The organism is Sphingomonas sp., assembly GCF_025353885.1.
Lineage (GTDB): Bacteria > Pseudomonadota > Alphaproteobacteria > Sphingomonadales > Sphingomonadaceae > Sphingomonas_O.
This window is the reverse complement of record NZ_JANXNX010000017.1, coordinates 1-19,129: the sequence shown is the minus strand read 5'-3', so window position 1 is coordinate 19,129 and position 19,129 is coordinate 1. Positions and strand designations below refer to the sequence as shown.

The following is a 19,129-nucleotide window of genomic DNA, read 5'->3' as shown; positions in this document are numbered from 1 at the left end:
TGGGTGGCGGCGGGTGCTGCCATGGGAATCGGCTCTGCGGCGCTGGTGGCAGCCCTGCTTTATACCAATCGCGAAAAGCGCGATGGCGAGCCGGTCGTGAAGCACGAGGGTCCGCAACCAGAATCCGATTGATAACTTTTGGGGGCTAATTCGTGAAAAAGATACGTAAGGCTGTTTTCCCGGTCGGTGGATTGGGAACGCGCTTTCTGCCGGCGACCAAGGCCATCCCGAAAGAGATGTTGCCGGTTGTCGATCGTCCGTTGATCCAATATGCGGTTGATGAGGCGCGCGAGGCGGGCATCGAGCAGATGATCTTTGTCACCGGTCGCGGCAAGTCCGCGATCGAGGACCATTTCGACATTTCATTTGAACTCGAAAACCTTCTGACATCGCGTGGCAAGTCGCTCGACGCTATCGAGGATACCCGGTTCAGGCCCGGCGAAGTCATCTACGTGCGCCAGCAGGATCCGATCGGGCTCGGCCACGCCGTCTGGTGCGCACGCCATGTTATCGGCGACGAACCCTTTGCCATATTCCTGCCCGACGAATTGATGGTCGGCGCGCCGGGCTGCATGGCGCAGATGGTCGCTGCTTATGAGAAAGTCGGCGGCAATCTGGTCTGCGGCTATGAGGTGCCCCCGCCGGAAACCTCGAAATACGGCATCATCACGCCGGGACGTGTTGATGGCCAGTTGGTGGAAGTCACCGGGCTGGTCGAAAAACCCGTCCAAGGTTCAGCGCCTTCCAATTTGATGATACCGGGCCGTTATATCCTGCAGCCTGAGGTAATGGCCGTGCTGGAAACCCAGGCTCGGGGCGCGGGCAACGAAATCCAGCTGACCGATGCGATGGCACAGATGATCGGCAAACAGGCCTTTCACGCCTGGGCTTTCGATGGCCAGCGTTTCGACTGTGGTGACAAGGCCGGGTTTATCACGGCCAACATCGCACTGGCGCTCGCGCGGGATGATGTCGGGCCGACGGTGGCCGCTTTTTTGAAGGCACGCCGGCTCGGCTAAGTCAGGCTCGGCGGTGGGCCATTGCCTGCTGCATGCGGGCCAGATACCGCGCAAGCACGTCGATCTCCAGATTAACCGTGTCGCCGATTCGCAGCGCGCCGAGGGTCGTTTTTTCGGCGGTATGGGGGATGATATTGACGTTGAAATTGGCGGTTGCGTCGGGCTGATCCGCGACCCCGTTGACGGTCAGCGAAACGCCGTCAATCGTGATCGACCCTTTTTCAGCCACGAACGGCGCGATGCCCGCGGGCACCGATATCATGATCCGTCGCGAATCGCCGTCAAGGGTGACTTGGACAATCGCGCCGACCCCATCGACGTGACCCGTGACAATGTGGCCGCCCAGTTCGTCGCCGACCTTGCACGCCCGTTCCAGGTTCAGCCGCGCCCCCGGGCACCACATGGCCGGGGCCGTGCGACCGACGCTTTCAGCGGACACATCGACGGTGAAGCTGTCGGCATCCTTTGCTACCACCGTCAGGCACACTCCCGAACATGCGATCGATGCGCCCAGATCGACAGAGGACAGGTCATAAGCCGTCGCGATCACCAGGCGAACATCCCCCCGCGCCTCGACGCTGCGAACGGTCCCGAGGTCGGTGATGATTCCTGTAAACATGATTACTCCCGAGCCCTGTCGTAGATGTCGAGCCGGTCATTGCCAAGCATGCGTGAATCGAACGGACGCCAGCAATGATGGGCGTTCGCAAGGTCGGCAAGCCCGAGTTCGCGCAAGGCAGTCCGTCCCCCGATTACGATCGGCGCACGGTAGATCATCAGCCGGTCGACCAGATCAGCCTTCAGAAACGCGGTGGCCGCGCCCGCGCCCCCTTCGACCAGCAAATCGTTCCCCGGCAGCGTCGAAATCGCTTCGGGCGAGGGAACCTCCAGCCATCGGTCGGGTGCCGCGCCATGCGTCAGCAGTGCCCGCGCCGGACCACGATCCTCCAGTCCGGGCAGGCGGACATCGAGTGTTGGCTGGTCGGCGTTCAGGGTCCCACGCCCAACTAGGATGACATCGGATCGCGCGCGTTGCAGGTGGCCGTGCGCGCGCGCTGCCGGACCCGTGATCCACTTGCTTGCGCCATCGGACAGGGCAATGCAGCCATCGAGGGAAAGCGCCAGTTTCAACGTGACATAAGGACGACCATGACGGCAGCGTGTCAGAAAACCCGCCATAGCCAACTGCGCCTCATCCGCGCCCACGCCGATTTCGACGACGACACCCGCCGCGCGAAGCCGATCGAACCCCGTTCCATCGGTGCGCGGATCGGGGTCACGCAGCGCTGCCACGACGCGCGCTATCCCGCTCCCCACAATCAGGTCGGCACAGGCTGGGCCGCGATCGCTGGCGTGGGCGCAGGGTTCCAGCGTGACATAGAGCGTGCCACCGCGCGCCGCGCTTCCGGCCTGGGCGAGGGCCATGGCTTCGGCATGAGGACGACCCCCCGGCTGTGTCCAGCCGCGTCCGACGACGTGTCCGTCGTTTACAATGATGCAGCCGACGTTGGGATTGGGAGCAGTCCGGCCACGCCCCCGCTCACCCAGCGCGAGCGCGGCTCCCATCATGCGGTTGTTTATGATCCGATGCCGACATTGCGCAGCGCATCGCGCGCCCGCTTGAATTGCGCGCGGCGTTCGGCCTGGAAATCGGCTATCCTTTTCCTTTCGGCCAGTTCACCGGGCAGATCACGCTTTTGCTGGGCGGCGACTTCTGCGCGCGTGCGCTCGGCCGTCCATTGCTGGACATACATGACCTCGGGCTCTTTCCATGCGGGCGTTCGGTTGAATTCGTTGACGAACCCGCCGATCACCAGGAGCGGGATTGCAATCGCCAACGCCATGAAAACGATCTGATGCGGCCGTCGCTGGCGCATGAATGAGACGGCATCGCGCCATGCGACGCGCGGGGAGGAGGGACGCGGGAGGATAGCCATGGTACCAAGATAGGCTGACATGGGGACCACCGCCAGCCCCTCTCAACACCCTGACGGTTCATGCTGAGATATCTCGTGTCCAGCGTGGTATCCGCAGGAGCCGCAACATTAGCTTAGGTTAAGGCGCGCCAGCGCGCGATCGCGCCCGATAAGTGGAAGCAACGTCGCCATATCGGGGCCATGATCGAGGTTGGTCAACGCCCGGCGGAGCGGGAGGAACAAGGTCTTGCCCGTTCGGCCGGTGGCCGCTTTCAACGCTGTAGTCAGAGTCTGCCAAGGGTCGTCGGACCAGTCGATCGTGGCGGCAATTTCGGCAGCTCGGTCCAGAAAGTCGCGGTCGTCGACATCGGGCGCTGCGGCGATTGGTCCTTCTATGACTTTCCACCAATCACTTGCTTCACTGACGGTCTTCAGGTTCGGTCGGATTGTCAGCCAGGTCGCGGCATCCATGCCATCGGGCAACCGGTCCATGACACTCTCGAATTCGGTACGATGCAGAATCTTGGCGCTGAGCCCCGCAAGTTCGGCGCTATCGAACCGCGCGGGCGCGCGTCCGAACCGGGTAAAATCGATGGCTTCGATCAGTGGAGCGGGTTCGATAACCGGCTCGACGGGATCGCTCGTGCCGAGCCGGGCGAGCAGCGCCAGTAGAGCGATAGGTTCGATCCCGTCAGCCCGAAGTTCATCGCAGCCAAGCGCGCCAAGACGTTTCGACAGCTTGCCTTCGCTGCCGACCAGCAAGGCTTCATGGGCGAACGCCGGGCTATCGGCTCCCATAGCGGCAAACATTTGCAGCTGGGCTGCGGTGTTCGAAACATGGTCTTCGCCGCGAACGACATGGGTGATGCCCAGGTCGATATCGTCGATCGCCGATGGCAGCAGGTACAGCCATGACCCGTCGGCGCGGCGCACGACCGGGTCGCTGAGCAGATGTGGGTCGAACCGCTGCTCACCGCGCACCATGTCGTGCCACGCGATCGGCGTGTCGTGGTCGAGCTTGAAGCGCCAGTGCGGCGCGCGGTCGGTTGGCGGGACTTGCGTCAGGGCGGCGCGATCATAAACTGGCGGCAGACCCCGACCCAGTTGCACCTTGCGCTTCAAGTCAAGCTCCTGCGGCGTTTCATACGCCGGATAGACCCGCCCCGCCGTGCGCAACCGTTCAAACTGCGCCTCGTACAGGGCAAAGCGTTCGGACTGGCGCGCCTCGCCATCGCGGGTCAGGGTCAGCCAGTCGAGATCGGCGCGGATCGCGTCGACGAACGCTTCGGTTGATCGTGCCGCATCGGTATCGTCGATGCGCAGCAGGAAGCGCCCGCCATGTTTGCGCGCCCACAACCAGTTGTGCAGCGCCGCCCGGATATTGCCGACGTGCAGCCGCCCCGTGGGCGAAGGCGCAAAACGGGTGACCACGTTCATATCGTGCGAAACGCATTGGTGATCGGGTAGCGCCGGTCGCGCCCGAAGTTGCGCGCGCCAAGCTTCACGCCGGGGGGTGACTGACGCCGCTTGTACTCCGCGACGTACAGCAGTCGCTCGATCCGCGCGACGACGTCATGATCGAACCCCTTTGCCACGATGTCACTGACCGACAATTCCTGCTCTACCAGTCCGTGCAGGATCGAGTCGAGGATGTCGTAGGGGGGGAGCGAATCCGAATCCTTCTGGTCGTCGCGCAGTTCGGCGGACGGGGGTCGCGTGATAACGCGATCGGGCATGACCGGCCCGTCCGGACCAAGGCCAAAGCGCGGTCGGTTGGCGTTGCGCCAGCGTGACAGCGCAAACACCGTCGTCTTGTAGGCGTCCTTCAACACCGAATATCCGCCAGCCATATCGCCATAGATCGTCGCATAGCCCACCGACATTTCGGACTTGTTGCCCGTTGTCAGCAGCATCGGCCCGAATTTATTGCTGATCGCCATCAGTGTCAGCCCGCGTATCCGCGACTGGATGTTTTCCTCGGCCAAATCGGGCGCGCGTCCTTCGAACACGCCACTCAACATGCCATCGAATGCCGTCATGGCTTCGGCAATCGGGATCGTATCGAGCCGACAATCCATCATCCGCGCACATTCTGCGGCATCGCTGGTCGAAATATCGGCGGTGAAGCGCGACGGCAGCATCACACACCAGACGCGGTCGGCCCCGAGCGCATCGACCGCGACCGCTGCCGACAGCGCTGAATCGATGCCACCCGAAAGCCCCAGCACGACTCCTGGGAACCGGTTGGCATTCACATAGTCGCGCAAGCCGACAACCATCGCGCTGTACACATCGGCGGGATAAGGATCGAGCGTCGCGATGGACCCCGGCACACACGTCCAGCCCCCGGCACCCTTTGTCCACACGGTTTCGACCAGCGCCTCGTCCCAGTCGGGAAACTGGTGCGCCAGCGATCCGTCACCGTTCAGCACAAAACTGGCGCCATCGAAAACCAGTTCATCCTGCCCCCCGGTCCGGTTCAGATAGGCAAGCGGCAGGCCGGTTTCACGCACGCGCGCCATCGCCACGCCATCGACGCGAAGATCGTCCTTGTCGATTTCATAGGGGCTGCCGTTCGGCACGATCAGCAATTCTGCTCCCTGCGCCTTTAGATGATCGGTGACGCGCGAAAACCAGATGTCCTCGCAGATCGGGACACCGATGCGGACGCCCCGAAAATCGATGGGCTGGGGCAAGGGGCCTGCCGCAAACAGGCGCTTTTCATCGAACGTGCCATAATTCGGCAGTTCGTGTTTGGTCCGCACCGCGGCGACCTTGCCATCGTCGAGCAGCGCGACGCCATTATACAGCGCGCCATCGATCCTTATCACCGACCCCACCAGCAGCGCCGGCCCGCCATCGGCGGTAACCAGCGCAAGATTCGCAAGCTCCGTTGCCGCGCGGTTGATCAGCGCGGGTTTCAGCACCAGGTCTTCGGGCGGATAACCGATAAGTTGCAGTTCGGGGAAAACGATCAGGTCGGCATCGGCAAACTGCGCGCGGATGTCGCGCATGCGGGTCGCATTGGTGCCCAGGTCACCGACCGATTGTGTTATCTGGGCGAGCACGATTTTCAGCTGCATCGCGACTGCCTATGACCGCGCCGCTTTGGCTGCAACCCCGGCCCCCGCATTGCCCTGTAAACCGGGGCTTTGCCATACCGTCCGCAGCCGCTATCCGTGACCGGATATGTCCACCCCTCATCTCTACCTTGTCGACGGCTCGGGCTATATCTTCCGCGCCTATCACCGCCTCCCGCCGCTGACGAACATTCGGGGCGAGCCCGTCGGCGCGGTCTATGGCTATACCACGATGCTCTGGAAGCTGGCCGAACAGCTTCATCGTGAGGATGGGCCGACACACATGGCGGTCATCCTCGATGCGTCGTCTAAGACGTTTCGCAACGATATGTACGACAAGTACAAGGCTCATCGGCCTCCTCCGCCTGAAGATCTGGTGCCGCAGTTCCCGATGATTCGCGACGCCACGCGAGCATTTTCAATACCCTGTATCGAAACCGAAGGACTGGAGGCCGACGATATCATCGCCTGCTATGCGAAGGCGGCGCTGGCGGCGGGCTGGGCGGTCACGATCGTATCGTCCGACAAGGATCTGATGCAGTTGATCGAACCGGGTCTCGACCTGCTCGACACGATGAACAACCGGCGGATCGGACCCGATTATGTCGTTGAAAAGTTCGGCGTCGGTCCCGAATTGCTCGGCGACGTCCTCGCGTTGATGGGCGACAGTGTCGACAACGTGCCCGGCGTTCCCGGCGTTGGTCCAAAAACCGCCTCAAAGCTGATCATCGAACACGGCGGGCTGGAGGCGGTACTGGCCGCAGCCTCGACGATGAAGCTTGGCAAGCTGCGCGACAATTTGATCGACCATGCCGACAACGCCAGACTGTCGCGTAAACTGGTCCGGCTGGTCTGCGATCGCCCGCTGCCCGAACCGCTCGAAAATTTGCTGCTGAAGGGTATTCCCGACGCGCCGCTCCGCGCCTTCCTGGAGCATCACGGCTTTCGGTCTCTGCTGACCAAGCTGAATGCGGGGGCGGCCATCGTCCCGTCGGCTGCAACCACCGCGCCCGCGCCGGACCCCGTCGACGACACGCCGTTCGACCTCGACGCCTATGAATGCGTCACGACCGTCGAAAAACTCGACCAGTGGATCGAGGTGGCCACGCTTAGCGGCATCGTGGCGATCGATACAGAGACCGACGGGCTGGATGCGACACAGGCCAAGCTGATCGGGTTCAGCCTGTGCGTGGCGCCCGGCCTCGCTTGCTATGTCCCGCTTGCCCATGGCGGTTCCGACCTGCTTTCGGAAAAGCCGGCGCAGATGCCGATGACCGTTGCGCTTGATCGGCTGCGCCCTTTGCTGGCCGACCCGAGCGTCCTGAAGATCGCTCACAATCTTAAATACGACATGACGATCCTGAAGCGGCACGACATCGACGTCATGCCGTTCGACGACACGCTGGTGATCAGCTTTGCACTCGATGCCGGTCGCCAGTTCAATCACAGCATGGACGAGCTTGCGCTCCAGCATCTGGGCCACAAGGCTATCCCTTTTTCCGAGGTCTGCGGCAAGGGCAAGGGCCAGCTATGCTTCGACCAGGTGCCGTTGCGCGACGCGACCCGCTATGCCGCCGAAGATGCTGACGTCACGTTTCGCCTGTGGAGGCGCCTGAAACCCCGCTTGTCCCGCGAGGCCGCTACAGTCGTTTATGAACGTGTCGACCGCCCCCTCGTGCCAGTTATCGCGGCGATGGAGCGCGAGGGGGTGAAGGTCGACGCAGGGCAATTGCGCGCGCTGTCATCCGAATTTGCGTATCAGATGGCGGCGCTCGAGACCGAAATCCACGAACTGGCCGGGCACAAGTTTGCTGTCGGTAGTCCAAAACAGCTTGGTGAAGTCCTGTTCGAAAAGCTGGACCTGAAGGGCGGTCGCAAGGGCAAAGCCGGCGCGCATTCCACCGACGCGACCGAACTGGAACGACTGGCGGCGCAAGGGGTGCCGATCGCGCGAAAGGTGCTCGACTGGCGGCAGATCGCCAAGCTGAAGTCGACCTACACCGATGCGTTGCAGCAACAGGTCAACCCTGAGACAGGTCGTGTCCACACCAGCTATTCGTTGAGCGGCGCGCAAACCGGCCGGTTGTCGTCGAACGACCCGAACCTTCAGAACATTCCGATCCGCACCGAAAACGGGCGCCGGATCCGCGAGGCCTTTATCGCCGAACCCGGCCATGTGTTGCTCAGCGCCGACTATAGCCAGATCGAATTGCGGCTGGCGGCGCACATGGCCGACGTCCCTGCCTTGAAGAACGCGTTTGCCAACGGTGACGACATTCACAGTCTGACCGCGATGGAATTGTTCGGAGAGGTCAATCGCGATACGCGCGGGCGGGCAAAGACGATCAATTTTTCGATACTATATGGTATTTCGCGTTGGGGTCTTGGCGGACGGCTTGGTATCACGGCGGACGAGGCACAGGCGATGATCGACCGCTATTTCGAACGGTTTCCGGGCATCAATCGCTACATCGCCGAAACGCTTGAGACAACGCGCGAACGCGGCTTCACGACGACGCTGTTCGGTCGCAAGACGCACTTCACGCGGATCAAGTCGTCGAACCAGGCCGAACGCCAAGGCAGCGAGCGCGCGGCCATCAATGCTCCGATTCAGGGCACGAGCGCAGACATCATCAAGCGCGCGATGGTCAGGATGCTGCCCGCGCTGACAAAAGCGGGATTGCCGGGCGTCCGGATGCTGTTGCAGGTCCACGACGAACTGGTCTTCGAATTGCCTGAGAACGACGTCGAGGCGGCCAGCGCGGTAATCCGTGACGTCATGGCAAATGCCGCTAAACCGTTGGTCGAACTTTCGGTGCCGCTGGGCGTTGAGATCGGCACGGGAAAAAGCTGGGGCACGGCACATTGACGCACAGCTTTGAAGCCATGGCCAACAGTTATCCGTATCTGCCGGGGAGGCGGAACGAACGGGAACTGCATTGACCATCGCTGCGTCCGACGCCGATCTTGCCACGCTGGCACGCGGTGGTCGGACCAACTTCATCGGTTTTCTGCTGCGTCTGGCCGCCCGTTTTCCGTTCCTGTTCATCGCCGGACGTATGTACGGACTCGATGCGCTGGGCCGGTTCGCCTATGCGATCATCGTCGTCGAATTTGCTGCGCAGCTGGCAACGATGGGACTTCGGCGCGGGCTCGCCAAGCAACTGACCGAAAGCGATCGCGACCACGCGCATGAGGTCTGGGATGCACTGATCGTATGCGTGCTGGCCTCGCTTGTGATCGGCGGGTTTCTGATTGCCGTGCCCGAATTGATGTTTCCCAACAGTCCGATGAACGGCCTCGACCGGCTGCTGCCGCTGGTCATTATTCTGATAGCCGCCGCCGACGTTGCCCTGTCGGCGCTGGCCTATCGGCTCGACGTCGGGGCCACCGTGCGGGCGCGTTCGATCGTGGAGCCGTGGACGCTGGGGATTGCCGCCTTTGCGCTGGCCTTCCTGACGACGCGCGACGGCCTGATTATTTCCTATGTCCTGTCGATGATCGCGGCGTTCGTCGCGTCAATCGTGCCGCTGGTCAAAAGCTATGGCTGGCCGAGATTGTGGCGGCCCCGGCCCGACCTGATCTACCATATCGCCCGGCAAAACACCCCGCTTGCCGCCGCCGATGCCATCGAATGGGCGTCACGACGCATCGACGTCGCGATGCTGGGGCTGTTCCTGCCGCCCGCCGCCGTCGGCGTCTACTGGGTAGCGCAGCAAATCGCGTCGATCCCGCAGAAATTGAAGACCAGTTTCGACACGATCTTAGCGCCCATCATCAGCCAGAATTTGACCGCCGGAAACACTAGGGCGGTGGCTGAACAGGTCAGCCAGGTCGGCTTCTGGATCATCGGTGCCCAGCTTGGGACGGCGCTGATGATCGGTATTCCGGGGGAAGCCGTGATGGGTGTCGTGGGCCCCAATTTCGTGGCCGGGACCGGGGCGCTGGTGCTGCTGCTGGCGGCCGAGTTCATGGCAGCAACGGCGGCGGTGTCCGAATCGGCGCTCGTCTATGTTTCGCGTGGGCGTAACGCGATGATCTCGTTGCTTATAATCGGGATCGAGGCGGCGCTGTGTTTCGGTCTGCTGTTCGGCGCACGCGAGATCAGGCTGCCGGGGCTGTTTCCGAACGGTGGCCAGCTTCCGCTTTATTACCAGGCGGCCGCGCCCGCGCTCGGGCTGCTGCTGGCGCTGGGACTCGGGTCGATCCTGAAGGCGCGGCTCTTATCTCGCCTGTTGCAGGCCCCTGTCACCGGGTGGCGGTTCGCGCTGCTGTGGGCAGCGATCGTCGGATCGGTGGTTGGCTGGGCCGCGACCGAATACCTGCCTGAATGGGCCGAACTGGTGATCGGCATACCGGCCATCGCGGGCAGCTATCTGGTGACCTTATGGTATTTCGGTTTCGGCCCCGACGACCGCGCCTTGTTCCGGCTGCGGCGCAAGGGCGCTGGCGACGGCGTTAGTGCCGAAAGTGTCGCATCCCTGTAAACACCATCGCCAGTCCGGCAGCATCGGCGGCGGCAATGACCTCGTCATCACGGATCGAACCGCCCGGCTGGATTACCGCCGTCGCGCCCGCCTCGACCGCGGCCAGCAAGCCATCGGCGAACGGGAAAAATGCGTCGGACGCGACCGCCGACCCGATCGTTCGCGGTGTGGCCCAGCCAGCCTTGTCGGCGGCGTCGCGTGCCTTCCAGGCGGCAATGCGCGCCGATTCCAGCCGGTTCATCTGGCCCGCCCCGATTCCGGCGGTGCTGCCGTCCTTGGCATAGACGATGGCGTTCGACTTGGTGTGCTTGGCGACCGTCCAGGCAAAGCGGCAGTCGGCCATTTCGGCTTCGGTCGGTGTCCGTTTGGTGACCACGTTCAATTCGCCGAGTCGTCCGGCATCGCGCGACTGCAACAGGTAACCGCCAGCGATGGTCTTCAACGTCATCGCGGAGCGGGCGGGATCGGGCAGGTCGCCGGTCAGGAGCAGGCGGAGGTTTTTCCGGGTGGCGAACACCGCGCGGGCAGCATCGTCGGCGTCGGGGGCGATGACGACTTCGGTGAAGATCGCGGTGATCGCCTCCGCCGTCTCTTGGTTGAGCATCTGGTTTACACAGACAATGCCACCGAAAGCGGACACCGTGTCGCAGGCAAGTGCTTGTAAATACGCGCTTTTCAAGGTTGAGGCCGAGGCGACGCCGCAGGGGTTGGCGTGTTTGACGATCACCACCGTTGGCGGGCCGTCGCGAAATTCGCTGATCAGGTCGAGCGCTGCGTCGGCGTCGGCATAATTGTTGTAACTGAGTGACTTACCCTGGACCTGCACAGCCTGGGCAGCCCCCGACGTGGTGTAGAGCGCGGCCTGCTGATGCGGATTTTCGCCGTAGCGGAGCACTTCGGCGCGCGTCGCCGTAATCGTCAAAGTGTCGGGGAAAGGCTCGTTCTGGTCGACACTTGCGAACCAACCGGCGATCATCGCGTCATAACTGGCGGTCGCCGCATAAGCCTTTGCAGCGTATTTCCGGCGTAATTCGAGCGATAATGCACCGTTTTCAGCGTCCAGCGCCGTTATCAGCTCGCGATAATCGCCCGGATCGGTGACGATCGCGACGAACGCGTGATTTTTCGCCGCCGACCGGATCATCGACGGGCCGCCGATGTCGATGTTCTCGATAATCTCGTCGCGCCCAGCACCCTTCGCCACCGTGGCGGCAAAGGGATAGAGGTTAACGACGACCAGATCGATCGCGCCGATGCCGTGTTCGGCCATCGCGGCCATGTGTTCGGCATTATCGCGCACCGCCAGCAAGCCGCCGTGGACGACCGGGTGCAGCGTCTTTACCCGCCCGTCCATCATCTCGGGAAAGCCCGTCAGATCGTCGATGTCGCGCACCGCCAGCCCGGCATCGCGGAGCGCGCGCGCGGTCCCGCCGGTCGACACCAGTTCGACGCCATGTCGCGTCAATGCCTGGCCGAGCGGTATCAGCCCCGCCTTGTCCGACACCGACAGGAGCGCGCGCTTGATCGTGATGTTCGTCATGTTATCCTGCTCGTTTCAATAACCAGCCGACGCTCGCCCCGCCGGGGGGTGCAACACCCGCCACGACGAATTGCACGGTCGGTCGCGGTCGACCGGCCGCATCGACCCAAATGCTTTCCTCGACACTCAAGGTGCCGCCCCGACAGCGGAACTGCCACAACGGCCCATGATCGATCCGCAGCAGCGCCGCCTGCCCATCGGCGGTCGGCGTCACCTCAACACCCGGCGCCAAATGAAAGCGGATTGCAAAGGCTGCGCCCGACACCCGGCGACGACGGCGCGGCGTCGGCAGCAGGGCATCCTCACCACGCAGTTCGCGCCCGTTGCCCGACAGCGCCAGCGTGCGCTTGTGGATAAAGCCATAGCGCCGCGCATAGCCATCATGGCTGGCATCGATGCGACTGCCCCCATCAAGTTCCTGCCGGTCGATCTCGATGGCGTTGACGCCCTGCCCCATCCTGCCATCGGCAAGGATCGCGGTTGAATTGCTGTCCCCGAGCGTCAGCGTCGAATGCGCCGCCGTCGTCCGCAACCCGCGCGCCAGTTCGTCAGGAATCGTCGTGCCCCCGCCCGCGCCGCCGCAATTCACGATCAGGCGTTGAACCCCGTCGGACAGTTCGAAGGCCAGCGTCGATGCACAACCCGTGCCCCCAAATCGGCTGGCGGGCGGGGGCGCTGCGTCCATCACCATCACGGTGCCGCCCGCCGCTAGCCGCTGATACCCCCAGTCACGCGCCTGCCGCAGCGGGCGGGTGCGGACCGCACTGGCGGCCACGACCTGTTCGATGCGTTCGGCGGCGATCGGTCCCGAGCCCTGCCAGCTTGACAGCGCCCCGTCGCCCATCGTGATGCCGAGCAGGGCAGCGACCGCGCGCAGCTTCATAGTCTCGACGAAATCGGGAGCCCCGCGTCGACGCGCATCATAGATCTGCGCCAGCATCGCCAGTAGCAAGATGGCGTCGATCTGATCATTCGGGCTGCGCGCAATCGTGCCACCGTCCTCGCTGAACCCCGTGGTTATCGCGCGTTGCAGACCGGCTTCTCCGAACAACAGGCGATGGTCGCCGCCGGGAATCAGCAATCCTGCCGCCACGACGCCAATCCATGCGGCGACCCGGGCATTGCCCTGTGGCGCGCGGTCGGCCCCGCGATCCAGATGCCGGGCCATGCGGGCGAGCGCGTTGAGGACCGCCGACCGATAGATCAGGTCGGTCGATGAGAGGATCAGCGGGGCATGGGCCGCCCAGTTCATGATCCGCCAGCCGCACAGGTCCATCCGCCACGCCGCATCGCTGACATGATCACCGTGCGCCGCCAGCCATTTGCGCATCAGCCGTTCAGCGACCGGTGCCGCCTGCGCCCGGGCACCCGTCGCCGCCAGGTCGCGCAGCCATTCGAAGCGCTGGAGATAGTCGCTGAACCCCGCGGAATAGCCTGCGCCCGACATATCCAGGTCGTCGATCGCCACAGTTTCGCCCTGCCAGCGCATCGTGCCCGACAACAGCCATTGCCCGGCGTTGCGGTTGCCCGGCACCGGATCGGTCGGCACCGCGAGCAGCTTCAGTGGAAAACGCCCCTTCAGCCGCAGCGCGTGGAGCGGCGTCGTCCAGGTCAGCCGGTGGAAATGATTGGATATGCGTTCGCCCAGCGACAGCCCCTTGTCGCCGCCCACGCGGACCAGGCGTTTGCCGACTTCGATCTGCGCATTCGTCGGTTCGACATCCACCGTGTCGGCCGCCGCAACGGCAGCGTCATTGTCAGGGGCGTTTCGAGGCCCGGATTTGCTGGGGCCTTTCCGGGTCACGCGTCTGGGAAGCCGGCAATCTGCTGGCCATCGCTCCGCACGCCCTCATTTTTCAGGCCCTCGTTTTTGTTTTTCAGGCCCGCGTTCTTCAGGCCGGCGATGTTGGTGGCATAGGCCGTCGGCCCGCCCCGGAACGTCGCCGTCCCCGCCACCAGCACATCGGCCCCCGCCGCAATCGCGCGTACCGCCGTCTGCATGTCGATGCCGCCATCGACCTCCAGCCGGATGTCGCGCCCGGTCTTGTCGATCATCTTGCGCACCGCCTCGATCTTGCGAAGCTGGCTGTCGATGAAGCTCTGGCCGCCGAACCCTGGATTGACACTCATGATGAGGACCAGGTCGATATCGTCGATCAGATAATCGAGCATTTTGGCAGGCGTACCGGGGTTGAGTGAAACCCCCGCCAGCTTGCCCAACGACTTGATATGCTGGACGGTACGGTGGACGTGCGGCCCCGCCTCTGGATGGACGGTGATGATGTCGGCCCCGGCTTCGGCAAAAGCATCGAGGAAACCGTCGACCGGCGCGATCATCAGATGAACGTCGAACGGCAGCTTCGTGTGCGGGCGCAATGCCTTTACGACGGCCGGGCCGATGGTGATGTTGGGGACGAAATGCCCGTCCATGACGTCGACATGGATCCAGTCCGCCCCCGCCGCCTCGAGCGCGCGGACCTCCTCACCCAGGCGGGCGAAGTCGGCGGACAGGATCGAAGGGGCGATACGGATCGGCGAAGTCATCGCCCTTTGCCTTAGCCGGGTGGTTCGGGAGGGGCAAGGATTTGGGTGCAGGTGTGGTGAAAGGAAAGGGGGTGGCTTTTGTTAAATCGGCGCGCCTGTTTTCTCGGCAATTGTCACGCGGCTTCTGCAATCTGAATGTGCACGGCCAACCCGGACGCGGTGGCGAGATTGACCAGGGCATCTAGCGAGAATTTGGCCAGCTTGCCCTGTAACAAATCGTTCAGACGTGGACGGGTGATGCCAAGCCGACCTGCCGCCGCTTCTTGCGGGAGGCTCCAGGATCGGACGCGCACCGTCAGCGCCGATCGCAATTCGGAACGCGCCTTCATGTTCGCAGCTTCTGCCGGAGTGTCTGCCGAAGCGTCGAACACGCTGTCGAATGTTTGTACTTCCATCGGTTATGCCTTCCAAGCGGGCCGCCACCTCCCCCGCCGGGGGGGAGGATTTGCAGCGAAAGAGAGATCATCTAAAATCCTCTCCTGCGAGGTGAGGTGGCGCGCACTTGCGCGACGGAGGGGTGTCGCGGTGCACCAAGGAGTGATACTTTTTTCGCAACGTCCATGTATCAAAGCGGATACACCATGCAATCATTGTTGTAAGTCACCGAAATACCACCGTGCGCGCGCCGTTGAGCAACACCCGGTCCTGAAGGTGATAGGCCACCGCCTGCGCCAGCACCCGCCGTTCGATATCGCGCCCCTTGCGGATCAGGTCGTCGGGGGTATCGGCATGGCTGATCGATTCGACATCCTGCGCGATGATCGGCCCCTCGTCCAGGTCGGCGGTCACGTAATGCGCGGTGGCTCCGATCATCTTGACGCCGCGCTCATGCGCCTGGTGATACGGTTTTGCGCCCTTGAAACCGGGCAGGAAGCTGTGGTGGATGTTGATGCAGCGCCCGGCCATAAAGTCGACCATGTCGTTCGACAGGATCTGCATATAGCGCGCCAGCACGATCAGCTCGGCACCGGTTGCTGTCGCGATTTGCTTGATCGCGGCCTCCTGTGCAGGCCGGGTCGCCTTTGTCACCGGCAGGTAATGGAACGGGATGTCGCCGATCATCGAAACGTGCAAAGCACGCTGGGGATGGTTGGAGATGATCCCGACCACGTCCATGTCAAGCTCGCCGATCCGGTAGCGATACAGAAGATCTCCGAGACAATGGTCGAAGCGCGAGACCATCAGGAGCACGCGCTGGCGTTCGTCCGCGCCACGCAAGGTCCATTCCGCCCCAATCTCGACCGCCAGCGGGGCGAATGCGGTGCGCAAGGGGTCGACCTGGCCATCGCCCTCAAGCTCGAACACGACGCGCATGAAAAAGCGTGCCGTCGGGCGGTCGTCGAATTGCTGGGCATCGACGATGTTCCCGCCCTGCTCCGTCAGGAAACCGGCGACCTTTGCCACCAGGCCGGGGCGGTCGGCGCAGGACAGACGCAGCGTGAGCGTTCGGGTCATGGATGGTGCGCCTTATGGTCGTTTGCGGTGCTGCGCAGCCGCGCCCTAATTCGTCAGTGCCGCCTGCAACTGATCGCGGATACTGGTCAGCGTCTGGAGAATGTCGACAGGAACCGGGGGTGACTTCGCGCGCACTCCGGTCAGGCTGGCGGCCGGTGCCATGGGGACCGGCGCGTCGGCCAGCAATTTCTGCACGCCCCTGATCGTGAACCCGTCATGGTTCAGCGCCTGGTGGATGCGGCGGGCCAGCGCGACATCCTCCGGGCGATAATAGCGGCGGTTGCCCGCGCGGGTCAGGGGACGAAGCTGGGGGAAACGGGTCTCCCAATAGCGCAGGATATGCTGTGGCACGCCCAGTTCACCCGATAGCTCGCCGATCGTCCGAAATGCGCCCTCGCTCTTGCCGTCAGTCAAACTTCAGCCATCCTCAGCGAAACATTATGGCCACCTTGGGCCTAATCCCTTAATCCTCAAGCTTTTTTGGCGATACGATCACGCATCATCTGACTGGCGCGAAAGGTCAAGACGCGGCGCGGGGCGATGGGAACTTCGACACCGGTCTTGGGATTGCGACCGACGCGTTCGCCCTTGTCGCGGAGAACGAAGCTGCCGAAACCGGAAACCTTCACATTGTCACCCTTCGACAAGGCTTCGCATAAGTGCCGCAGGATACCCTCGACCATATGCGATGAATCGGCGCGGCTCAGGCCGACATGTCGGTGCAGTGCTTCGGCGAGATCCGCCCGGGTTAATGTTCCCGCGTCAGGCATTTATCAGTCCCATCGGTATAGCCCAATTCAAATTGTATCTTATCGGACTGACCTTGCAGGTCAATCGTAAGTGACTAATCGGCCGCGCTTATTACCAGCGCAAGACCGCCGCGCCCCAGGTAAATCCGCCGCCCATCGCCTCCAGAACGACGATGTCCCCTGCCTTGATGCGGCCGTCGCGGACTGCGACGTCGAGCGCGAGTGGGACCGACGCGGCCGATGTATTGGCATGGTCGGTCACCGTGACGACGACCTTGTCGGGTGACAGGCCCAGCTTGCGCGCCGTCGCATCGAGGATGCGGGCATTGGCCTGGTGCGGCACGAGCCAGTCGATGTCGTCGGTGGTCAGCCCGGCGATTGCAAGCACTTCGCCCATGACCGAGGCCAGGTTGGTGACCGCGTGACGAAATACCTCGCGCCCCTTCATCCGCAATTTGCCGACGGTGCCGGTCGTCGAGGGGCCTCCGTCGACATAAAGCAAATCGTTGTGACGGCCATCGGCATGAAGCTTGGTGGCCAGTACGCCGCGCGCGTCAGCGTGTCCGCCGTCGGTCGGGCCATCGACGGCGCCCAGCACAACCGCCCCCGCGCCATCGCCGAACAGCACGCAGGTGCCACGGTCTTTCCAGTCGAGAATGCGGCTGAAAGTTTCCGACCCGATGACCAGCGCTGTGCGGGCCGACCCGGCGCGGATCATGCTTTCGGCGACCGACATCGCGTAGAGAAAGCCCGAACAGACGGCGGCGACGTCGAAGGCGACGCAATCGTTGATGCCGAGCATGGCCTGGACCTTGGTTGCGCTCGCGGGAAAGGTCTGGTCGGGCGTCGCGGTGGCGAGCACGATCAGGTCGATGTCGACAGGCACGATCCCGGCAGCGTCAAGCGCACGGCGGGCGGCGTCGGCGGCCAGCGTCGCGGTGGTTTCGCCCTCGCCAGCAATGTAGCGCGTTCTAATGCCCGTGCGTTCGACGATCCACGCATCGGTCGTGTCAACGGTCAGGGCAAGTTCGGCGTTGGTGACACAGCGGACTGGCAGCGCCGACCCGGTGCCGAGAATGGCGGCACGCTTCATTCAGCGACCGCCTGTCGTGGTGTGCCAGAATGCGCGGCGGCGACGCTGGCATTGGCCGTCGTCAGCGCGCGATAGGCGGAGAAGTGCGCAAGATCGTCGGTGATCCGACGGGTGATGTCATTTGCAACCAGCTTTGCCGCAACGCCGATCGCGTTTGCCACGCCTTTGTCGGACGCGCTGCCATGGCTTTTCACGACGACACCGTTCAGGCCAAGAAAGACCGCGCCATTGTGATTGTTGGGGTCAAGGTGGTGGCGCAACAATTCGGTGGCCGGGCGCGAGATCAAGAAGCCCATCTTTGAGCGGAACGAACTGCGGAAACTGCGCTTTAGCAAATCGGTGACGAAGCGCGCGGTGCCCTCGATCGTCTTCAGCGCTATGTTGCCCGAAAAGCCATCGGTGACGACGACGTCGGTGTCGCCCGTCGAAATCTTGTCGCCCTCGACAAAGCCTTCGAATGCCATTTGCAAATCGGTCGCCTGGCGCAGCAATCCGGCAGCCTCGCGCACGGCATCGGTGCCCTTCAAGTCTTCGGTGCCGATGTTGAGCAGGCGCACGCGTGGGCGTTCCAGGCCCATGGCGATCCGGGCATAGGCCGCGCCCATGACGGCGAATTCGACAAGATTGCGGGTATCGCAGCCGGTATTGGCTCCGAGGTCGAGCATGACATGATCATTGGCGCCGAGGCTGGGCAGCAACGCTGCGAGCGCGGGACGGTCGATGCCGGGCATCGTGCGCAGCGACAGCTTGGCCATCGCCATCAGCGCGCCGGTATTGCCCGCCGATACCGCAGCACCGGCCTTGCCGGTCTTCACGGCGTCGACTGCGATCCCCATCGATGTCGTTTTTGCGCGACGGAGCGCCTGTGCAGGCTTGTCGCTGCCACCGATGACGTCGGGCGCATGGGCAATCTCGCTCACGGCGGCGAGGCCGGGATGTTTGACAAGACCGGCACGTATCTCAGCTTGGTCGCCGACCAGCAGGAAGGTCAGGCCGGGCCAGCGGCGTTGTGCGAGCGCCGCACCCGCCAGCATGATTGCCAGCCCTTCGTCGCCGCCCATCGCATCGATGGCCAATCTGGGAACCACCAAATCCTCGGCAGGCCGTGGGCCTTCGGTCAAAACGGAGCCCCCGCTAGGAATTTCGTGGTTCAGCCAGCGACCGAAAGAATTTCGCGGCCATTATAATGACCACACGAATCGCAAAGATTGTGCGGGCGCTTCAACTCGCCACAATTTGGGCATTC

Annotated in this window: 17 protein-coding genes and 1 pseudogene; 3 read left to right on the top strand and 15 right to left on the bottom strand. The window is 63.2% G+C overall.

Annotation, left to right across the window (positions count from 1 at the left end):
* Positions 1-152: 152 nt before the first annotated feature.
* Positions 153-1,019, top strand: a complete 867-nt coding sequence (galU, locus tag Q0R02_RS02330) for a UTP--glucose-1-phosphate uridylyltransferase GalU (RefSeq protein WP_293880457.1) — start codon at positions 153-155, stop codon at positions 1,017-1,019.
* Position 1,020: 1 nt separating this feature from the next.
* Here the strand turns inward: galU and Q0R02_RS02325 are convergent, their stop codons facing one another.
* From Q0R02_RS02325 to Q0R02_RS02305, 5 genes are all read right to left on the bottom strand, one after another.
* Positions 1,021-1,638, bottom strand: a complete 618-nt coding sequence (locus Q0R02_RS02325) for a riboflavin synthase (protein ID WP_293880455.1) — start codon at positions 1,636-1,638, stop codon at positions 1,021-1,023.
* Positions 1,639-1,640: 2 nt separating this feature from the next.
* The gene (gene ribD / locus Q0R02_RS02320) at positions 1,641-2,585 is read right to left on the bottom strand and encodes a bifunctional diaminohydroxyphosphoribosylaminopyrimidine deaminase/5-amino-6-(5-phosphoribosylamino)uracil reductase RibD (RefSeq protein WP_293880465.1); all 945 of its coding nucleotides are present in this window, start codon (positions 2,583-2,585) and stop codon (positions 1,641-1,643) included.
* A gap of 11 nt (positions 2,586-2,596) precedes the next feature.
* The gene (locus tag Q0R02_RS02315; RefSeq protein WP_293880453.1) at positions 2,597-2,956 is read right to left on the bottom strand and encodes a hypothetical protein; all 360 of its coding nucleotides are present in this window, start codon (positions 2,954-2,956) and stop codon (positions 2,597-2,599) included.
* A 108-nt stretch (positions 2,957-3,064) separates the two neighbouring features.
* Positions 3,065-4,372, bottom strand: a complete 1,308-nt coding sequence (locus Q0R02_RS02310; protein ID WP_293880451.1) for a glutamate--tRNA ligase — start codon at positions 4,370-4,372, stop codon at positions 3,065-3,067.
* Entirely contained in the window at positions 4,369-6,018 is a 1,650-nt protein-coding gene (locus Q0R02_RS02305; RefSeq protein WP_293880449.1) for an NAD+ synthase, read from the bottom strand. Before Q0R02_RS02305 ends, Q0R02_RS02310 begins: the two co-directional genes overlap by 4 nt.
* A gap of 106 nt (positions 6,019-6,124) precedes the next feature.
* On the opposite strand from Q0R02_RS02305, the gene polA reads away from it, so the two are divergent.
* A complete protein-coding gene (gene polA, locus Q0R02_RS02300; RefSeq protein ID WP_293880447.1) occupies positions 6,125-8,884 on the top strand; it encodes a DNA polymerase I in 2,760 nt (919 codons plus the stop codon).
* Between the two features lie 70 nt (positions 8,885-8,954).
* Positions 8,955-10,502, top strand: a complete 1,548-nt coding sequence (locus Q0R02_RS02295) for an oligosaccharide flippase family protein (protein ID WP_293880445.1) — start codon at positions 8,955-8,957, stop codon at positions 10,500-10,502.
* Here the strand turns inward: Q0R02_RS02295 and purH are convergent.
* The 10 genes and pseudogenes from purH to rpmF form a co-directional block, all read right to left on the bottom strand.
* Positions 10,474-12,042, bottom strand: a complete 1,569-nt coding sequence (gene purH / locus Q0R02_RS02290; RefSeq protein WP_293880443.1) for a bifunctional phosphoribosylaminoimidazolecarboxamide formyltransferase/IMP cyclohydrolase — start codon at positions 12,040-12,042, stop codon at positions 10,474-10,476. The two genes, Q0R02_RS02295 and purH, sit on opposite strands and share 29 nt — an antisense overlap.
* 1 nt (position 12,043) lies before the next feature.
* A complete protein-coding gene (locus Q0R02_RS02285; protein ID WP_293880463.1) occupies positions 12,044-13,768 on the bottom strand; it encodes a heparinase II/III family protein in 1,725 nt (574 codons plus the stop codon).
* Positions 13,769-13,932: 164 nt separating this feature from the next.
* Positions 13,933-14,586, bottom strand: a pseudogene (gene rpe / locus Q0R02_RS02280) (ribulose-phosphate 3-epimerase); the annotation flags it as partial.
* 113 nt (positions 14,587-14,699) lie between these two features.
* Entirely contained in the window at positions 14,700-14,981 is a 282-nt protein-coding gene (locus tag Q0R02_RS02275) for an XRE family transcriptional regulator (RefSeq protein WP_293880441.1), read from the bottom strand.
* A 205-nt stretch (positions 14,982-15,186) separates the two neighbouring features.
* Positions 15,187-16,041: a formyltetrahydrofolate deformylase gene (purU, locus tag Q0R02_RS02270; protein WP_293880439.1), complete on the bottom strand. Its 855-nt coding sequence runs from the start codon at positions 16,039-16,041 to the stop codon at positions 15,187-15,189.
* A 45-nt stretch (positions 16,042-16,086) separates the two neighbouring features.
* On the bottom strand, positions 16,087-16,455 hold the full coding sequence (locus Q0R02_RS02265) for a MerR family transcriptional regulator (protein WP_293880437.1): 369 nt from the start codon (positions 16,453-16,455) through the stop codon (positions 16,087-16,089).
* Positions 16,456-16,511: 56 nt separating this feature from the next.
* On the bottom strand, positions 16,512-16,811 hold the full coding sequence (locus Q0R02_RS02260) for an integration host factor subunit alpha (RefSeq protein WP_293880435.1): 300 nt from the start codon (positions 16,809-16,811) through the stop codon (positions 16,512-16,514).
* Positions 16,812-16,902: 91 nt separating this feature from the next.
* Positions 16,903-17,883, bottom strand: a complete 981-nt coding sequence (locus Q0R02_RS02255; RefSeq protein ID WP_293880433.1) for a beta-ketoacyl-ACP synthase III — start codon at positions 17,881-17,883, stop codon at positions 16,903-16,905.
* Positions 17,880-18,974, bottom strand: coding sequence for a phosphate acyltransferase PlsX (gene plsX, locus Q0R02_RS02250; protein ID WP_293880461.1), 1,095 nt, complete (start codon positions 18,972-18,974; stop codon positions 17,880-17,882). Before plsX ends, Q0R02_RS02255 begins: the two co-directional genes overlap by 4 nt.
* A gap of 59 nt (positions 18,975-19,033) precedes the next feature.
* A partial coding sequence (gene rpmF, locus Q0R02_RS02245) for a 50S ribosomal protein L32 (RefSeq protein WP_293880459.1) occupies positions 19,034-19,129 on the bottom strand: 96 nt, incomplete at its 5' end.